Origin of the sequence: Chryseobacterium arthrosphaerae, assembly GCF_001684965.1 — a bacterium.
Classification (GTDB): Bacteria; Bacteroidota; Bacteroidia; order Flavobacteriales; family Weeksellaceae; genus Chryseobacterium; species Chryseobacterium arthrosphaerae.
This window is the reverse complement of record NZ_MAYG01000001.1, coordinates 550,231-566,002: the sequence shown is the minus strand read 5'-3', so window position 1 is coordinate 566,002 and position 15,772 is coordinate 550,231. Positions and strand designations below refer to the sequence as shown.

General features: G+C 39.2%; 10 protein-coding genes. 3 read left to right on the top strand and 7 right to left on the bottom strand.

Annotated features, from left to right (window positions below; genetic code table 11):
- Positions 1–6 precede the first annotated feature (6 nt).
- Complete coding sequence (locus BBI00_RS02510; RefSeq protein ID WP_065397289.1) at positions 7–1,599, bottom strand: RagB/SusD family nutrient uptake outer membrane protein; 1,593 nt, start codon at positions 1,597–1,599, stop codon at positions 7–9.
- Positions 1,600–1,612: 13 nt separating this feature from the next.
- Positions 1,613–4,456: a SusC/RagA family TonB-linked outer membrane protein gene (locus BBI00_RS02505; protein ID WP_065397288.1), complete on the bottom strand. Its 2,844-nt coding sequence runs from the start codon at positions 4,454–4,456 to the stop codon at positions 1,613–1,615.
- Between the two features lie 331 nt (positions 4,457–4,787).
- Here BBI00_RS02505 and metG point away from each other — a divergent pair, with 331 nt between their 5' ends.
- From metG to BBI00_RS02490, 3 genes are all read left to right on the top strand, one after another.
- Positions 4,788–6,824, top strand: coding sequence for a methionine--tRNA ligase (metG, locus tag BBI00_RS02500; RefSeq protein ID WP_065397287.1), 2,037 nt, complete (start codon positions 4,788–4,790; stop codon positions 6,822–6,824).
- 15 nt (positions 6,825–6,839) lie between these two features.
- A complete protein-coding gene (locus tag BBI00_RS02495) occupies positions 6,840–7,208 on the top strand; it encodes a hypothetical protein (protein WP_065397286.1) in 369 nt (122 codons plus the stop codon).
- An 80-nt stretch (positions 7,209–7,288) separates the two neighbouring features.
- A complete protein-coding gene (locus tag BBI00_RS02490; RefSeq protein WP_065397285.1) occupies positions 7,289–7,957 on the top strand; it encodes a hypothetical protein in 669 nt (222 codons plus the stop codon).
- Positions 7,958–8,139: 182 nt separating this feature from the next.
- Here the strand turns inward: BBI00_RS02490 and BBI00_RS02485 are convergent, their stop codons facing one another.
- The 5 genes from BBI00_RS02485 to BBI00_RS02465 all read right to left on the bottom strand — a co-directional run bounded on the left by BBI00_RS02485 (position 8,140) and on the right by BBI00_RS02465 (position 15,700).
- The gene (locus BBI00_RS02485) at positions 8,140–8,844 is read right to left on the bottom strand and encodes a class I SAM-dependent methyltransferase (RefSeq protein ID WP_065397284.1); all 705 of its coding nucleotides are present in this window, start codon (positions 8,842–8,844) and stop codon (positions 8,140–8,142) included.
- Between the two features lie 172 nt (positions 8,845–9,016).
- Positions 9,017–11,227 (bottom strand): TonB-dependent receptor, encoded by a 2,211-nt coding sequence (locus BBI00_RS02480; RefSeq protein WP_065397283.1) that lies wholly within the window; start codon positions 11,225–11,227, stop codon positions 9,017–9,019.
- A 325-nt stretch (positions 11,228–11,552) separates the two neighbouring features.
- The gene (locus tag BBI00_RS02475) at positions 11,553–13,145 is read right to left on the bottom strand and encodes an efflux MFS transporter permease (RefSeq protein WP_065397282.1); all 1,593 of its coding nucleotides are present in this window, start codon (positions 13,143–13,145) and stop codon (positions 11,553–11,555) included.
- A gap of 100 nt (positions 13,146–13,245) precedes the next feature.
- Positions 13,246–14,364 carry an HlyD family secretion protein gene (locus BBI00_RS02470; protein ID WP_065397281.1) on the bottom strand — a complete coding sequence of 373 codons (1,119 nt, stop codon included), beginning with the start codon at positions 14,362–14,364 and terminating at the stop codon, positions 13,246–13,248.
- Positions 14,365–14,389: 25 nt separating this feature from the next.
- Positions 14,390–15,700 carry a TolC family protein gene (locus tag BBI00_RS02465; protein ID WP_065397280.1) on the bottom strand — a complete coding sequence of 437 codons (1,311 nt, stop codon included), beginning with the start codon at positions 15,698–15,700 and terminating at the stop codon, positions 14,390–14,392.
- Positions 15,701–15,772 lie beyond the last annotated feature (72 nt).

Sequence of the window (15,772 nt, the reverse complement as noted above, 5' to 3'; positions counted from 1 at the left end):
TAAAGATTAATAGCCAGGATTTTGCGTCAGATTAGGATTTGCTGCCAAAGCTGAGTTCGGAATCGGGAAAAGATTGTAATTAGCAGAAATTGCAGTACCGTCTTTTACTCCACCTTTCCAAGGCCATAGATATGACCCCCCGGTAAATTTATCAAATCTGATCAGATCTGTTCTTCTCTGCCCTTCAAGATTAAATTCTCTTCCTCTTTCTGCCAGTATGAAATCAAGGCTCAGGTTACCTGCGTTAACCTGAGATGCTGTTCTTTTGGTTCTTAATTCATTTATATACGTCAGTGCTTGTCCTAAATTTGCTGTAGATGCACCTCTTACAGCACATTCAGCGTAAGTAAGATACGCTTCTGCCAGTCTGAAAACCGGGAAATCCGATCCTGAAAAGTCAGTTGCTTCAGAACTTCCTGTTGTTCTCAGGTTTCTGAATTTAGTGGAAGGATAACCGTCTGTCCATTTTTTATAATCAGTCATTTCATATTCATGACCGGTCTGCCAGAAAAGTTTCCCTCTCTGATCCAGCGTATTGGTTACCGCAGATGAGCTTCCCCCATTGTAATCTGTAAGGCTGCTTCCAAATAATCCGTACCATGCTTTTGTAGCTCTGTGACCTCCCCATCCGTCACCTTTAATTCCAAGAATAGCCGGGTTCAGGGTTGAAGGAGTTCCACCTGTATTTCCATTAATAATATAAGTAGAGTTACCATAACTCTGAGTACCGATAGGATCGGCAATTAAAGGAAAAATAATTTCAGATGATGTATTATTATCAGCAGAAAACATTTTAACATAATTAGTTTCCAATGAATAGCCACCTTCATCAATCACCTTTTTAGCATAAGCAGCTGCATCATTCCATCTTGCTGTACCGGTATACACCTGAGCGTTAAGGTATAATCTTGACAATAACATCTGTACAGTAGCTCTGTTTACGTGACCATATTCTGTAGTCTTTGCAATAGTGGGTTCAATAGCCAACAATTCACTTTCTACATAATCAAACAGTTCTTTTCTTGATGCCTGACCTTTTGGAACCGGATTTGCCAGATCTTTTTCTGTAACAATCACTCCTTTTCCGAAGCAATCAATCATATAGTAATAAGAAAAAGCTCTTATAAATCTTAATTCACTGATATACTGATCTTTATTATTAATATTTACTTTACCGAAAGCATCAATCAATGCATTAGCCTGAGGTACCGTATAATATACTCTGTCGAAAAGATATCTGAAAAACTTGTTATCTGCCGTCCAGTTAGCCGTTGTAGTCAACTGATCCAAGCCATTGTCTCCCCATCTGTTCTTCATTCCGTCTGCCGTGAAATCTTCAAGATTGATAATTCCTCTCAGAAATACCGTCTCTCCTTTATCATCCCCGGTGATATCTGCCTCTCCCGGTCCTTTTGCACTGGACATAGACAAAGACGCATATACCTTAGCCAGAAGACCATTTGCTGCATTAGGCTGTGATTCAAGAAGCTGCTCCAGGGTCAAAAGATATTCAGGCTCTGTATTCAATTCATTCAGACATGAAGTTGTAGAAATCAGTGCGAATGATAATAGTATAATTTTAAATTTATTAAGTTTCATTGTGTATCAAATTTTAAAAATCAACATTAACTCCAAATGTGTATATTCTAGGTCTTGGATAGAAATTGGCATCTATCGCATTGAAGTTTTCAGGATCCTGTCCTACATAATTATTGGTAATAATAAATGCATTATTGACAGAGCCATAAATTCTTAATGTTGTACCTTTAAACAACTTGTCAAATCTGTATCCTAATGTAATATTTTCACAACGAAGGAATGTGGCATCGTGTAAGTTATAATCAGATAATCCTTCTGCACTTGCCTTAGTATTAAACCTTGGATCTGCAGCTCCGTCATAGAAGTTAAGGACGTTATATAAGCTATTACTGTTTACAGGATTAGAAGCTTCAGTAAAACCTCTGTTTACTCTAGCTGCATAATATACTTTTCCTCCAAGCTGTCCTCTGAAACTTGCTGATAAGTCAAAATTCTTATAATTTACAGAAGTTCCGAATCCGAATGTCCATTTTGGTCTTAAAGGAACAAAAGATTTATCTGCATCATTGATAATTCCATCTCCATTTTTGTCTACAAAGACCCCTGGTAAAACTCTTCCGTCACTGTCATATACCTGCTGATATACCCAGGCAGAATATGGCTGTTGACCTACAGCATGCTGTGCTAAGATCACACCGGTTCCTGCAAATGCTAAAGAAGATTCAGTAGCTCCAACTTTATCTCTGCCTTTCAGGTCATCTACATTTCCTATATTATATGCGATATTCCCATTCAAATCCCAGTTAAGGTTCTGAGTTTTCACAGGAGTGACGTTGAAAGAAGCTTCAAAACCTTTATTCGTTAAACTTCCTACATTATCAATAAACTGGTTGGTCAGCATCTGTCCTGAAGGGAAAGGAACCTGCGCCAACAAATCAGTAGTTTTTCTGTGATAATACTCAATAGATCCTGATATTCTTCTGTTTCTGGTACCAAAATCAATTCCAGCATTATATGTTGTTGTCTTCTCCCATGTCAGGTTAGGATTATAAGCCAATGCCGTATACAGCTCAGGCATAATTGTCCCGTTTGATAAAACCGTTCTGGGAAAATAGAAATATCTGATATCTCCGATTTCATATAAAGGACTGTATGGATAGAATCCTGCTGAACCTGTGATATCCTGCTGTCCTGTTTTACCCCATCCTAATCTCAGCTTCAATTCTGAGAAACCTGAGTTTTCCATCCACTTTTCATCATTAATCTTCCACGCAAAAGCAGCAGCCGGGAAATGCCCCCATCTTTTATTGGAAGGGAAAAGAGATGAACCATCAGCACGGTAACTCAAAGTAAATAAATATTTATTCTGAATATCAATATTGGCTCTTCCGAAGAAGGACTGGATATTCAATACATTTCTGTAGTTATTGGCATATTTACTGTAAGGAGATTCTTCACGGATTCCTGTTGGAGAATCCATATTAAACAACTGCTTCTTTCCTTTATTATCAAAATTCTGATAAGAGTAACCTCCCTGAATGTCAAACTTCGAGATAAACTTGTCATCAAACTTTTTACTATATGCCAAATAAGCATCCATAAGCCTGTTGAAAATATTCTGATCTTCCCCGTAATTCAACCCAGGATTATAAACACCACCTACGGCAACATCACCCTGATAAACAGGCCTGTATGACTGTAAAGCATTTTGGCCGTATACTTCACGGATTTTGGCATAAGAAGATTCAGCCCCCAGGTTCACCACCGCTCTTAAATCCGGTAAAAAGTGCATTTTATAGTCAAGCTCAACATTTCCTAAGAATTTTTGCACTTCTTCAGGTCTTGTACGCTGCATCAATACAGCCACAGGATTTCTTGCCCCGGTCATTACATATCCGTTGAAAGTCTGGTAATAACTTCCGTCTGTATTATATATTGGCTTTGTAGGATCCGCCGTGATTGCTCCGCCAATAGCTCCTTCAGCATCAATTGTATTTTTCTTGGAAATGATATTTTTAATATTAATATCAATTTTCAAATGATTGTCTAACAAAGTCGGATTCAACTTCATTGAAGCTGTGTATCTGTCATAATCATTTGTCTTTACAATTCCTTGTGTATTATTATAACCGAATGAAAATCTGGCCGGAATTGATTTAAAAAGATTAGATCTTACACTCAGGTTGTGATCTGTAGAAACAGAAGTTCTGAAAATTTCATCCTGCCAATTGGTATTGTACATGACCTGCTTCCCATTTTCTGTAACCCCCAGCATATTGGCATAAGTAGGATTATATTCATTCATGAACCTTTCAAAAGTAGGCCCATCCATTACATCAATGATTTTTGTAACCTTACCTATAGATATATTTCCGCTATAGTTAATTCTCATTTTCCCTGAAGATCCTTTCTTTGTTGTAATGATAATTACCCCATTGGAAGCTCTGGAACCGTAAATTGCTGTAGCAGAAGCATCTTTTAATATTGAAAATGATTCAATATCATTCGGATTGACCAATGACAGCGGATTGGATACCCCAGCCGGATTGGATGAATCCAAAGGAACTCCATCAATTACAATAAGTGGATTATTATTCGCTGTCAGAGAAGCTCCACCTCTAATCCTGATGTTAGGTTTCGAATCCGGAGCCCCACCATCACTGGTAATTCTAACCCCGGGAGCTTTACCGTTGATCAGCTGGTCTGCCGAGACAATGGCTCCTTTATTGAAGTCCTTTTCAGAAACTGCAGTGATAGATCCCGTCAGGTCAGACTTCTTTTTAGCACCATACCCGATCAGTACCACCTCGTCGATTTTTTTCTCCTTAGGCAGGCTGTCTTGTTTCTGCGCGTGCATTACTGTGCTGGCCAGTAAGAAGGCAGGCGCTATTTTTAATACCGTTGTAAAATTCTTCACAATCTTATTTTTATAGTTTCGTTTCAGTCATATTCTGGCATGAAGCCAGTTTTGCAATTTATAAAAAAATTAGAATTATTATAATTTTAATATAATTTATGATAAATTTATGTATATTACGAAACAGGTTTTAGTTAATTATTTACGCTTCAATAATTTACAAGAAGCTATGCTTTGCATACTATTTGTTTCGGATTAACAAAAAGTTAAACATACGTTTAACTTAATTTCATATTGAGGACTAAAAAACACGAACCTTGGCCATAATAAGTCCACAAAGAGCGGTATTCGAGAGATAATCCTTATCTTTGCAGTCAAAACTTTACTATAAATGTCAAACAGAAAGATGATTACGGCAGCTTTGCCTTATGCAAACGGGCCGGTTCATATAGGGCATTTGGCAGGTGTTTATATTCCTGCGGATGTTTACGCAAGATTTCAGAGAAGATCAGGAAAAGATGTAGCGTTTATCTGTGGTTCAGATGAGCACGGAATTCCTATTACCATAAGAGCAAAAAAAGAAGGGGTTACCCCTCAGGATATCGTTGACAAGTATCACGAGATCATTAAAAAGTCTTTTGCTGACCTGGGAATTTCATTCGATGAATATTCAAGAACAACTTCCAAGAACCATTATGAAACCAGCCAGGATTTTTTCAAGGTTTTATATGAAAAAGGGAAATTCACGGAAGAGATGTCTGAGCAGTATTTTGATGAGCAGGCAGGGGAATTCCTTGCTGACCGCTATATTGTAGGAACATGTCCTAACTGTGGCAACGAAAATGCTTACGGTGACCAGTGTGAGAAATGCGGTTCTACCCTTTCCCCTTCAGAACTGATCAATCCGAAATCTATGCTGAGCGGAAATGTCCCGATCCTTAAAGAAACCAAAAACTGGTACCTGCCTTTAAATGAATATGAAGATTTCCTGAATGAATGGATCATTGAAGGTCATAAAGACGACTGGAAACCTAATGTATACGGACAGGTAAAATCATGGCTGAATGATGGCCTGAAACCACGTGCCATGACCAGAGATTTGAACTGGGGAGTTCCGGTACCGCTTCCTGATGCAGAAGGAAAAGTTCTTTACGTGTGGTTTGATGCACCTATAGGATATATTTCATTCACTAAAGAATGGGCTGAAAAAAACGGAAAAAACTGGAAAGATTACTGGCAGAGTGAAGACAGTGATCTGGTACACTTCATCGGAAAAGATAATATTGTGTTCCACTGCATCATTTTCCCTTCAATGATGAAAGCTCATGGAGATTATATTATGCCTGAAAATGTACCCGCTTTTGAATTCCTGAACCTTGAGAACGATAAGATATCTACGTCAAGAAACTGGGCGGTATGGGCACATGAATATGTAGAAGACTTCCCTGGTCAGCAGGATGTGTTAAGATATGCATTGCTTTCTTCAGCACCTGAAACTAAGGATAATAACTTTACATGGAAGGACTTCCAGACGAAGAATAATTCAGAATTGGTAGGAATCTTTGGAAACTTTATCAATAGAGTTGCAGTTCTTATTCATAAATATTACGACGGTGTTGTTCCTCAGGGAGACGTAAACAGTCCGGAATTAAAAGAGATCAATAAAGCAGCTACAGAAATTTCAGGATTCTTAGAGCATTATGAATTCAGAAATGCTTTATCTGCATTAATGAACCTTGCAAGATTTGGAAACCAGTATCTTCAGACTGAAGAGCCTTGGAAAACCATCAAGGACAATCCGGAAAAGGCAGCTCAATCTCTATTTGTAGGAGCACAGATCGCTGTTGCTCTAGCACAATTATGTGAACCATTCATGCCTTTCAGCTCTGAAAAGCTACTGAACATGTTCAATGCAGAAAAATTAAGCTGGAGCGATATAGAAACTAAATCCGTTTTAATTGAAACCGGACATAAGATCAACGAAGCATCTCTTCTTTTCTCTAAAATTGAAGACAGCGTAATCGAAGCCCAGATCCAGAAACTGGAAGATACCAAACAAAACAATAAAAAAACAAACCCTAACGCCAACCCTATGAAAGAAGAGATCACATTTGATGATTTTACTAAAGTAGACCTTAGAACTGCAACCATTTTAGAAGCTGAAAAAGTAGAAAAAGCTGATAAGCTACTGAAACTTACTGTAGATACAGGAGTAGACGTAAGAACAGTTGTTTCTGGAATTGCAGAAAGCTTTACTCCTGAAGAAATAATCGGTAAACAGGTAATGATTTTATTAAACCTTGCTCCGAGAAAGATCAGAGGAATTGAATCTCAGGGAATGTTATTATTAACAACCAAACCAGACGGAAAATTATCTTTCGTAACACCGGATGACAGCAATGTTGAAAACGGTATTGAGATTGGATAATCAGTATTTTCATTCATGAAAAAAATATTGTTACTTTTTATTCTGTTTTTATATTCATCAGTATTGAATGCACAAGAGCGTGAATACCATAAAATAGGAAACGATCAGTCCGGAGCGGTATGGAATTATTCATTTGATAAACAAACAAAGGATGGTTTCTACTCCTGGATCCAGGTTGTTAATACCATAAAACAGGATCCCGTTATTGAATCCGTAGAATATTTTATGGAATATAAATGTAAAGATAAAACAGCCTCTGATGAGATCGTTAAAATCAATTACAGAGATGATGAGAAACCTCTGATTGATCATAAGAAAATGCCTTTCAGATCGATATCAGAAGGGAGTGTTTTCAACAGCTTATTAGAAAAATACTGTAAATAAAACAGGAGACCGTCTTAATGGCGGTCTTTTTTATGGCTTGTCCCACAATTCTCTTTTATTCTATATTTGTGCTCTCATCTATGGTCAATAAAAGTGTTTTAAGAAAACTCTCCGGTTCCGAGCTGGAAAACTACCTGAAAGAAGGAAACCGCTTTGTTCCGGAAGCGGTACAGATGGCTTTTGAAATTTTAGAAGAAAGGGGCCGAATCTTTACAGAGCAGGAAAGATCTTCCATTCAGCAAATGATACAGGACAAAAGAAATGCAGAGGAAGCCAAACTTACGGAAGAAAAAGAAACCTGGAAAGATCATGTTACGGACGATCCTGGTGCTATCAGGCTGTATTCAAGGACTACCATTCTGGTGAGCAGTGTTTTTTTCAGTACTGTTCCGGGATCTATTTTGTTATTTCTGAATTTAATAAAACTCAAAAAGTATTTTGCCGCTTTCTTTGCTCTGGCATTTGGTTTTACTTTTTTTATGTTTCAGAAATACGTTCTGCAATCCCGTTTTGATACCCTTTCCCTTTCCCGGTATAGCCCGGAAATAGGAGTTATTGCTGTTGGAGTTCTGGGTTTAATGATCATCAGTGTTTTAGCTACTCCCAGGAAACTTCCTTACCGTGCAGAATCCTATATCCTTCCTGTGATTGTATGCGCAGGAACGGTAGTTCTTATGTATTTTTATTTCCAGGAATGGTTTGCTTATTTTCCGTTTGTAAGGGTTATCCATATGCTCAGGAATTATTAGGAGCTGATTCCCGCTATGCACTTTTACTCCTCGCTCCCTGCTAATCCTTAGCCTGCTGTGGGGTAACCGTTTCTATCGGGGCTAGGAAGAACTACAAAATAAAAATTGTCATCCCGGTGTACAGAATGACAATATATGATTATTGATGAATTGCTTTTAACCCGCAATGACATCTATAGGTTTTATTCTTTGGTCAGTTTTGCCAGATAAGAATCCTCATCTTTCAATACTCTTTCTATTTTGAATCCGTTGTTTTCAGCTGCATTTTTCAATGTATTGAAATCTAGATACAGCCAGGTGATCGGTTCCTCAGACTCTCCTTTATAATGAACCACATAATCCAGTTCTCCGTAATAACCGCCGGCCGGGATATACACCCCGCCATCCTTATCACGGTCAAACATATAAAGAATATCCGTACTGTCGATCAGGATCTGTCCGTTTTCATTTAACAGCGCATGCAGTTTCTGAAGATAGATATCAATTTTCCCAAGCCCTTCAAAAATTCCGGTACCGTTCATCAGCAACAGAATCGTATCAAAGGTTTGTCCTGAAAAATCCAGGATATTTTCACATACTGCTTTTCTGATCCCTCTCAGTTGGCAGACTTCGATAGATTTTGGTGAAATATCCAAAGCTGTCACGTCCAGGTTTCTTTCATTCTGAAGATACAATGTGTGAGAGCCGGCTCCGGCTCCGATATCCAGAGTTTTCCCTTCAGATAGCTGCAATGCCTTTTGCTCAATAGCATTCATTTCTTCAAAATCCCTGAATAAATACTCTACCGGAAGTTCATCCACTTCAGAAATTGATGTTTCGGTCTGCAGATCTTCAGGATCTTCATTGTGATAATAATCCCAGATGGCTCTGCCCATTAAATCTTTCATAGCTGCAAAGATACGGTTTCAGGGTCTAAAGTTCAAAGTTTTGGTTCCTGTCCACAAGATCAATATCGATTAACATCAGGCAGTATAAAGAAACAGTTCTCCCCATTACCTGCCACCTGCTACCTACCACCTATTACCTATTATCTATTATCTATTATCTATTACCTACCACCTAAAACTCAAAAGTATAAGACAGATTAAATGTTCTTCCTCTTCCTTTGTAACTGAACAGTTCAGGTAACCCGTAAGTAGAATATAAAATCTGGGAACGTTTGCTCCATATTGTCTGATAATCCGTATTAAAGAGATTCTGGATGCCCAGGTTGAATTTCCCCCAGCTTAAACGGTATCCTATCATCAGATCGGAAGTATTATAGCCTTCAATAACATTATTTAGCTCGTCCTTCTGCTTGAAATTCTGCAGTGACTGGAATCTGAATGACCAGTTCTGAACATTATACCCGATATAGGTTACCAGTTTGGAAGGGGAAGCATTATAAACCTCCTGCTTTTTCCATTCTCCTTTGCTGTCTACTTCAGATTTGATCAGTAGCCCGCTTGCCCCGAAATAAACTCCGTTGCTTAATGAATAGGAAACCTCAGCTTCAATTCCCATATTTCTAAGCTTCAGATCATTGACCAGGATCTGGAATGTTTTTCTGTCTACAGCAACCGTTTTATCAGAAGTACTTAAGAACCCTGCCACCTGAGCCCTGAATCCCCCTCTGTTCACACGATACCCTACTTCAAACTGGTTGGTTTTGATCGCCTGCAGAGGCTGGTCTTTTACATTGATACTTGAAACCACATCCCAGTGGGTTCCGTTCAGCTTATAGGTACCTATCCCATAATATTTGGCAGGATCCGCCAGACTTACCCCCTGCGAAAATGTTCCCCAGGCCTGATGCTGCTCATTGAATTTGTATAGTAATCCGGCATTGGCTAAAGTCACGTTATAAGAACTTTTCCCTCCAGGAATAGCAGATGCTGACTTCCCGTATCCTACCGCAATCTGGGTCTGCTGTTCTGAACCAACAAAATCATCCACTTTTACCTTGATATTCTGATAACGGATTCCTCCGTTGATCTGCAGTTTAGGAAGGATGTTATATTTCGCCTGCACATATCCTGCATAACTTTGTGAATGGTTGGTAGGATATCTGCCTAAGCTGTATTTCGTTTCATTCGTCAATCCTCCGCTTGACATGGTTTTGGCTATATCATATACGGATTGAGTTCCTTCAAACTTTTCAAAGTCTATGTCTACTCCGTACGTCACATTCAGCCCACGCCATGATTTTGACAATAAAGCTTTAAGTCCTGAGTAATACGTATCCTGCTGTGATGAAGACATATAAGCGATGCTTCCTTTTTCAAGTTTCAGATTTCCAGGGAACGGATAGAAACCAAGCTTTTCTCCACGGGTGGCAAACTGCACATAAAGATCCTGCCCGCCAAGAATTCCGTTTCCGGTATAAGCTACTGTTCCCATATAACGCTCCGTTCCTACATTTTTATCAGAAGAAAAACCGTCCCTCATTTCCAGTAAAGAGGCATTTTTTGTAGTGAAAGCACTCAGGTTTTCACCTAAAAATAAACTTCTGTCACCATTGAACTTAGAATTATAATACTGAAGTGAAGCTGTTATTTTATGTTTATTATTAAACTGATAGCCTCCGGTAGCCAAAATGTCTATCGACTGGTTATACTGAAGGTCTGTCTGGGTAATATCTGTAAAAAGCTGTTTCTGGTCTGCTCCATAAGCGCCGCCATTCTGCTGGTAAGCCACTCCCAGCCTTCCGAAGAACTTCTCTCCTTTTCCTGCAATAGATTGTGCAGCACGGAAATCATGATCATCTTTTCCCATAAAACCAGTACGTATTCCTACTTCGGTTTCACCACTGATTCCTTTTTTGGAAGGTATTTTTGTGATAATATTGATGATTCCCCCGGTAGCATTTCCACCATAGATAGAGCTTGCTCCGGAAAGCACTTCAATTCTTTCGATATTGAAAGGATCAATGGCATCCAGCTGACGGCTGATCGCACGGATACTGTTCAGAGACACCCCGTCAATCATCACCAAAGCAGAACGTCCTCTCATATTCTGTCCGTAATTGGTTCTTCCCTGAGGGCCGATATCCATACCAGGAATCAGGATCGAAAGCATTTCTTTAATAGGAACGCCGTTTTTTGCCTGTTCCTGGATTTTCTCTTTCTGTACTACCCAAACCGTACCTGGAATCTCAGAGATTTTTGTAGGTTTTCTGGAAGCTACAATTACGACATCCTCAATACCTTTAGAGGCTACACTGTCCTTAACGTTCTGGGAAAACATGAACCCCGAAGCCAAAAGACCTATGAATGCATAGTGCTTTTTCATTCTTTCTAATCAAAGTTTTATAATTCAGCAAAAGTAATTTTTATTTAGAAATGATAAAAATAAGAAAAGATGAAATTTTTCACCTTTTCAAAAAAAAGTAAGAAATGAAACTGTAGGTTATTGATATACTCATACCGTTAAAAAGGGATAACGGATAAGGTATCAAAACATCATTGAAATAATAAAAGTTATACACTTTGACTGTTGTCAGTGTGACGCAGTAAGAAATCTCATATTTTAACTTTTCAGTTTCCATTCCCCATAAAAAACGCAAGATCCCAACCCAACAAAGGACCAGGATCTTGCTGTGAAAAACAAGGTATCTTTAAACCGCAGGCCCGGCTGCGTCTTTTATCTCTTCTAATAATTTTTTCCGTTCACGGAGTCTTCTTCTGGCAATCACAGATTTACCGCCAAGCACTCTCACAAATCTGAAATACTGGAACCGTTTTGCACCAAAGTGATGAGTGGCTACATAGAACAATACTCCAAAACCAGCCAGAATAATATATCCGAATATTTTTTTAGTGGCAATAATAATGGCATTAAGCTGAATGGCTTTCATATTGGCAGCAACATTCTGAGGGCTTACCGTCATTCCATCCATATATACCGCAAGGTCACCTATCGCTGTCACCTGAAAACGGTACTGGAACCAGGAATACAAGGTTGAAAAGATCCCTACTGCAAGGAAAGTTCTCCAAACCAGCACCAGCCCGATCGCAGCAAGCATTTCATCCATCTCAAGCTTATCCAGGGTATAAAACCATACGGAAATAAACAGTGAACACATTCCGTAACCTTTTAAGAACATGGGAAGGTACCAGTTGTCATAACTGAATTCCAATACCATGGAAAAGTACATGATGATTGCGTATCCCATCATTCCTGCAAAACCTGAGAAAATATACATTTTCAGCGGCTTTTCTTTTTTAAACCAGAAAATGGCAATGATACCGGCTACAATAATCCCGGGGATCATCAGGACACTAAGTCTGGCATTGGTCAGCTGGTCATATCCCAATACTCCTACTGCAAAAGTATTCTGAATGGAGGCGGTCCCCAGAAACATTCCCAGCCAGAACAGCATAAACAACCCATGCTGTACGTTATTTTTGGTAAATATTCTGAATGAAAGATAAGGTCTCTTTAAAGTCAGCTGACGGATGGAGAGCAAAGCAAAACTTACAAAAGCCGCTATGCTTGCGTTAATGATGTTCCTTGAATTCAGCCAGTCCTGCTGTCTCCCGAATGAATAGACATAAGCCGAGAACATAAAGGTGGATATGAAAAGCAGGATACTCAGCCAGTCGATATAATGTAACGGAACTTTCAGCGCAAAGTATTTGTTATGCATGAAAATCCAGTGTATCAATGCGAGTATAAAACATAAGACCGAAGTAAAAAGGTAGAACTGCTGCCAGTTGTAAAGGAGTGAAAATTCAGCAGCATAATACACAGCCACCTGGTTCATCACCAATACAAATGTATAGAATACGCCATAAAACATTCCACGGTTTCCGATCATTACCATCAGTGGCAGAAACAGCTCTATTGTCACCATCATTTTCATAAACCCGATGAACAAAGAAGTAGCTACGAAAATCATTGGCTGTAAGGTTGTAGCATTGATATAGCTCATCAATCCAAGTAATACCAGCAGCAATACCATTTTGTCTCTTACTTTAAATCTCATCTTGATTCTGATCACGACAGGCATACAGGCTCCCATCCCGATTGTGGTTGCATAATTCGCCCACATAAAATATTCTGTCATTGCTCCGGTACCACTCACCAGATGGCTGATATTCCCCGTATACACCCCACCGAGCGGCATCACTACTGCAAGCAGCAATACGATCAGCAGAAGCTGTACAGGTTTGGGTACCCAGTCGCTGTATAATCCTTTATTGTACATGATTGTTTGAGATAATAGATTTCAGATATCAGACGGCAGGCTTCCGGCTTCAACTTAGATTTCCACGGCATAGCACCCGGAATCTGATATCTTCCATCTTCTAGTCTTTATTAATGTTCACGTTCATATTCATTCCCGCACTCAGCTTATCCAGATTTTCTTTTTTATTGGCAGCGGTAAACTCAATTCTTACCGGGATTCTTTGCTGTACTTTAATGAAGTTTCCGGTAGAGTTATCTGTAGGTACACTTGAGTATCTTGATCCTGTAGCCGCAGAAACAGCCGTTACCACCCCTTCAAATTTTTGTCCGCCTAAGGCATCAGCCGTCATCGATATTTTTTCTCCTACCTTAATGTTTGGCATCTGGCTTTCCAGGAAGTTGGCAGTTACCCATTTCTGGCCATTCAGAACAATAGTTGCCACCTGTTGTCCCGGCTGGATCAGCTGTCCTTCAGAAATCGTTCTTCTTCCCATCACTCCGTCATATGGTGCGGTGATCACCGTGTAAGAAAGGTTGATTCTTGCCATATCCAGTGCAGATTTTGTTCTTTTGATCTCCGCATCATTGATTCCTAACCTGCTTTTTACTTCTGTAGTAGAAAGGCTGGCAGATTGTTTCTGATTCACTAAGGTTTCGTAAGCTGCCTTTTGAGCATCATATTCTGTTTTTACCTGATCATACTGCTGTCTTGTCACTGCTTCTGCAGCCAAAAGGTTTTTGTAACGGTTCAGATTCTGCTCTGCATTCCATAATCTGGCTTTGGCTCCTGCAATATTGGACTGCATCACATTGATATTGTTTGAAACGGTATTCACAGAAGAACTTGTAGCGGTTTTCTGTGCCATTGCATTCTGATAAGCCGCTTCAGCCTGTCCCAGCTGGGTAAGGATCTCACGTTCATCCAGAATGACCAGCGTATCCCCTTTTTTTACCCTTTGGTGCTCAATAAATTTAATTTCTTTGATATAAGCAGAAACCCTGGTATTGATGGGGTTGATAAATTCCTCTACCTGTGCCGCTTCCGTATAGGTTTTGTTTCCGATGTGGAAATATTCACGGATCAGCCAGAATAACCCGAACCCGATCACCAGAAAAACAATGATATTTGAAATGATTGCTCTGACCTTATTGGTTTTATTTTTCTTTTTGTTTCCCTCTCCGCCAGGTCTTGAAGGAGTTGGAGCTGTATTTTGAGTAGTTTGTTCCTTGTTTTCCATTGTGTTGATTTTCAGTTTTAAAAAATTAAAGAGTTCCGGTAGATTTCAAAAGATTGTAATATTGGTACAAAACATTGATTTCAGCATTTGCATAATCCAATTCTGACTGCAGTTTCTGGTTCTGTGCATCTATCATCTCGGCCTGTACTGCCAGTTGATTCAGGTATTTAGCTTCAGTAATCTTATAGTTTTCTTCAGCCAGTCTTTTGGAATCATTCAGGATTTCAGCCTGCTGAATAGCTTCCTGATATTTTGTATAGGCAGCATTTACGCCCATATCTACATTCTGCTGTACCAGTATCATCGCATCATTGGCTTGGGCCTTCTGCAGTTCACCTATTTTTACTTTCTCCTTTGTTCTATACAGATTATCTATATTATAGCTAAGAGAAACTCCTGTCTGCCATCCGCCTGAATACATATCCAGAACAGGATTTCTTGTCGTTACAGGTCTTTGTAAGGTATATCCTCCAAATCCCGCTACGGTAGGCATATTATCGGTTTTTATAATCTCAATATTCTTATCTGCTACGTCAATATTCTTTTTAGCCGACTTCAGCAAAGGATTGCTTTCGTGGGCAAGGTCCGTGTAATATTCCATGCCAATCCCGGCTTCTTTATTCTCCAAACTTTCTGTAGGGATAATTTCAGTATCCGCAGATAAGCCTAAGGCAATGCTTAAATTATAATTAAGGATTTTTTTATTGTTTGCCAGGGTAAGAATTCCCTGATCCAGGTTTTTGATAGCAAGTTCTCCACGAATCACTTCGTTTCTAGTCACCATTCCCTGCTGGTAGAATTTCTGAATATTTTTCAGACGCTCCTGAGCCAGTTTTTTATTGTTCCGGAACACTTCTTCCTGGTTGATGATCTTATAGACATCCAGATAGTTGGAAATTACTAAAAATTTCACATCCTGTTTATTTTTCTCCAGATCCAGTTCAGAAAGCTGCTCACGAAGTCCTGCCATTTCAACAGATTTGTTTACCAATCCTCCCTTAAAGATCAGCTGAGTGGCCTGTACGGCATAAGAACTTCCGTAATGAGGCATCGGAATCTTTGTTGAATTTGAAAAATCTTTATCAATAGCTACTGCATCCCCCAGATAGAACTGGCTTGTGGAAGCCGTAATGGTGGGTAGTTTCTGGAGCTTTACCACATTGATATTCTGTTTGGCGATATCAATATTCTGAGCGGAAACCTTTAACTGCTGATGATTCTGAACGGCCAGTTCGGCCACCTCGCCTGCGGTCATCTGTTTGATCTGTTGCGAAAAAAACAGCGCAGGAAAAGCTGCTATCAAAACTGATAGTGCTGTTTTTATTTTCTTTGTCATTTTACCTTGTTTTACAGATGCAAAGTTAGGTGAACCACAAAATCAATCAAATGTTTGATTTTTGGAAAAAGA

Excerpts from the sequence above, each read along its gene's own strand:
- BBI00_RS02485 (WP_065397284.1), bottom strand. The coding sequence starts at position 8,844 with ATGAAAGATTTAATGGGCAGAGCCATCTGGGATTATTATCACAATGAA.
- BBI00_RS02475 (WP_065397282.1), bottom strand. The coding sequence starts at position 13,145 with ATGTACAATAAAGGATTATACAGCGACTGGGTACCCAAACCTGTACAG.
- BBI00_RS02480 (WP_065397283.1), bottom strand. The coding sequence starts at position 11,227 with ATGAAAAAGCACTATGCATTCATAGGTCTTTTGGCTTCGGGGTTCATG.
- metG (WP_065397287.1), top strand. The coding sequence starts at position 4,788 with ATGTCAAACAGAAAGATGATTACGGCAGCTTTGCCTTATGCAAACGGG.
- BBI00_RS02470 (WP_065397281.1), bottom strand. The coding sequence starts at position 14,364 with ATGGAAAACAAGGAACAAACTACTCAAAATACAGCTCCAACTCCTTCA.
- BBI00_RS02465 (WP_065397280.1), bottom strand. The coding sequence starts at position 15,700 with ATGACAAAGAAAATAAAAACAGCACTATCAGTTTTGATAGCAGCTTTT.
- BBI00_RS02495 (WP_065397286.1), top strand. The coding sequence starts at position 6,840 with ATGAAAAAAATATTGTTACTTTTTATTCTGTTTTTATATTCATCAGTA.
- BBI00_RS02510 (WP_065397289.1), bottom strand. The coding sequence starts at position 1,599 with ATGAAACTTAATAAATTTAAAATTATACTATTATCATTCGCACTGATT.
- BBI00_RS02490 (WP_065397285.1), top strand. The coding sequence starts at position 7,289 with ATGGTCAATAAAAGTGTTTTAAGAAAACTCTCCGGTTCCGAGCTGGAA.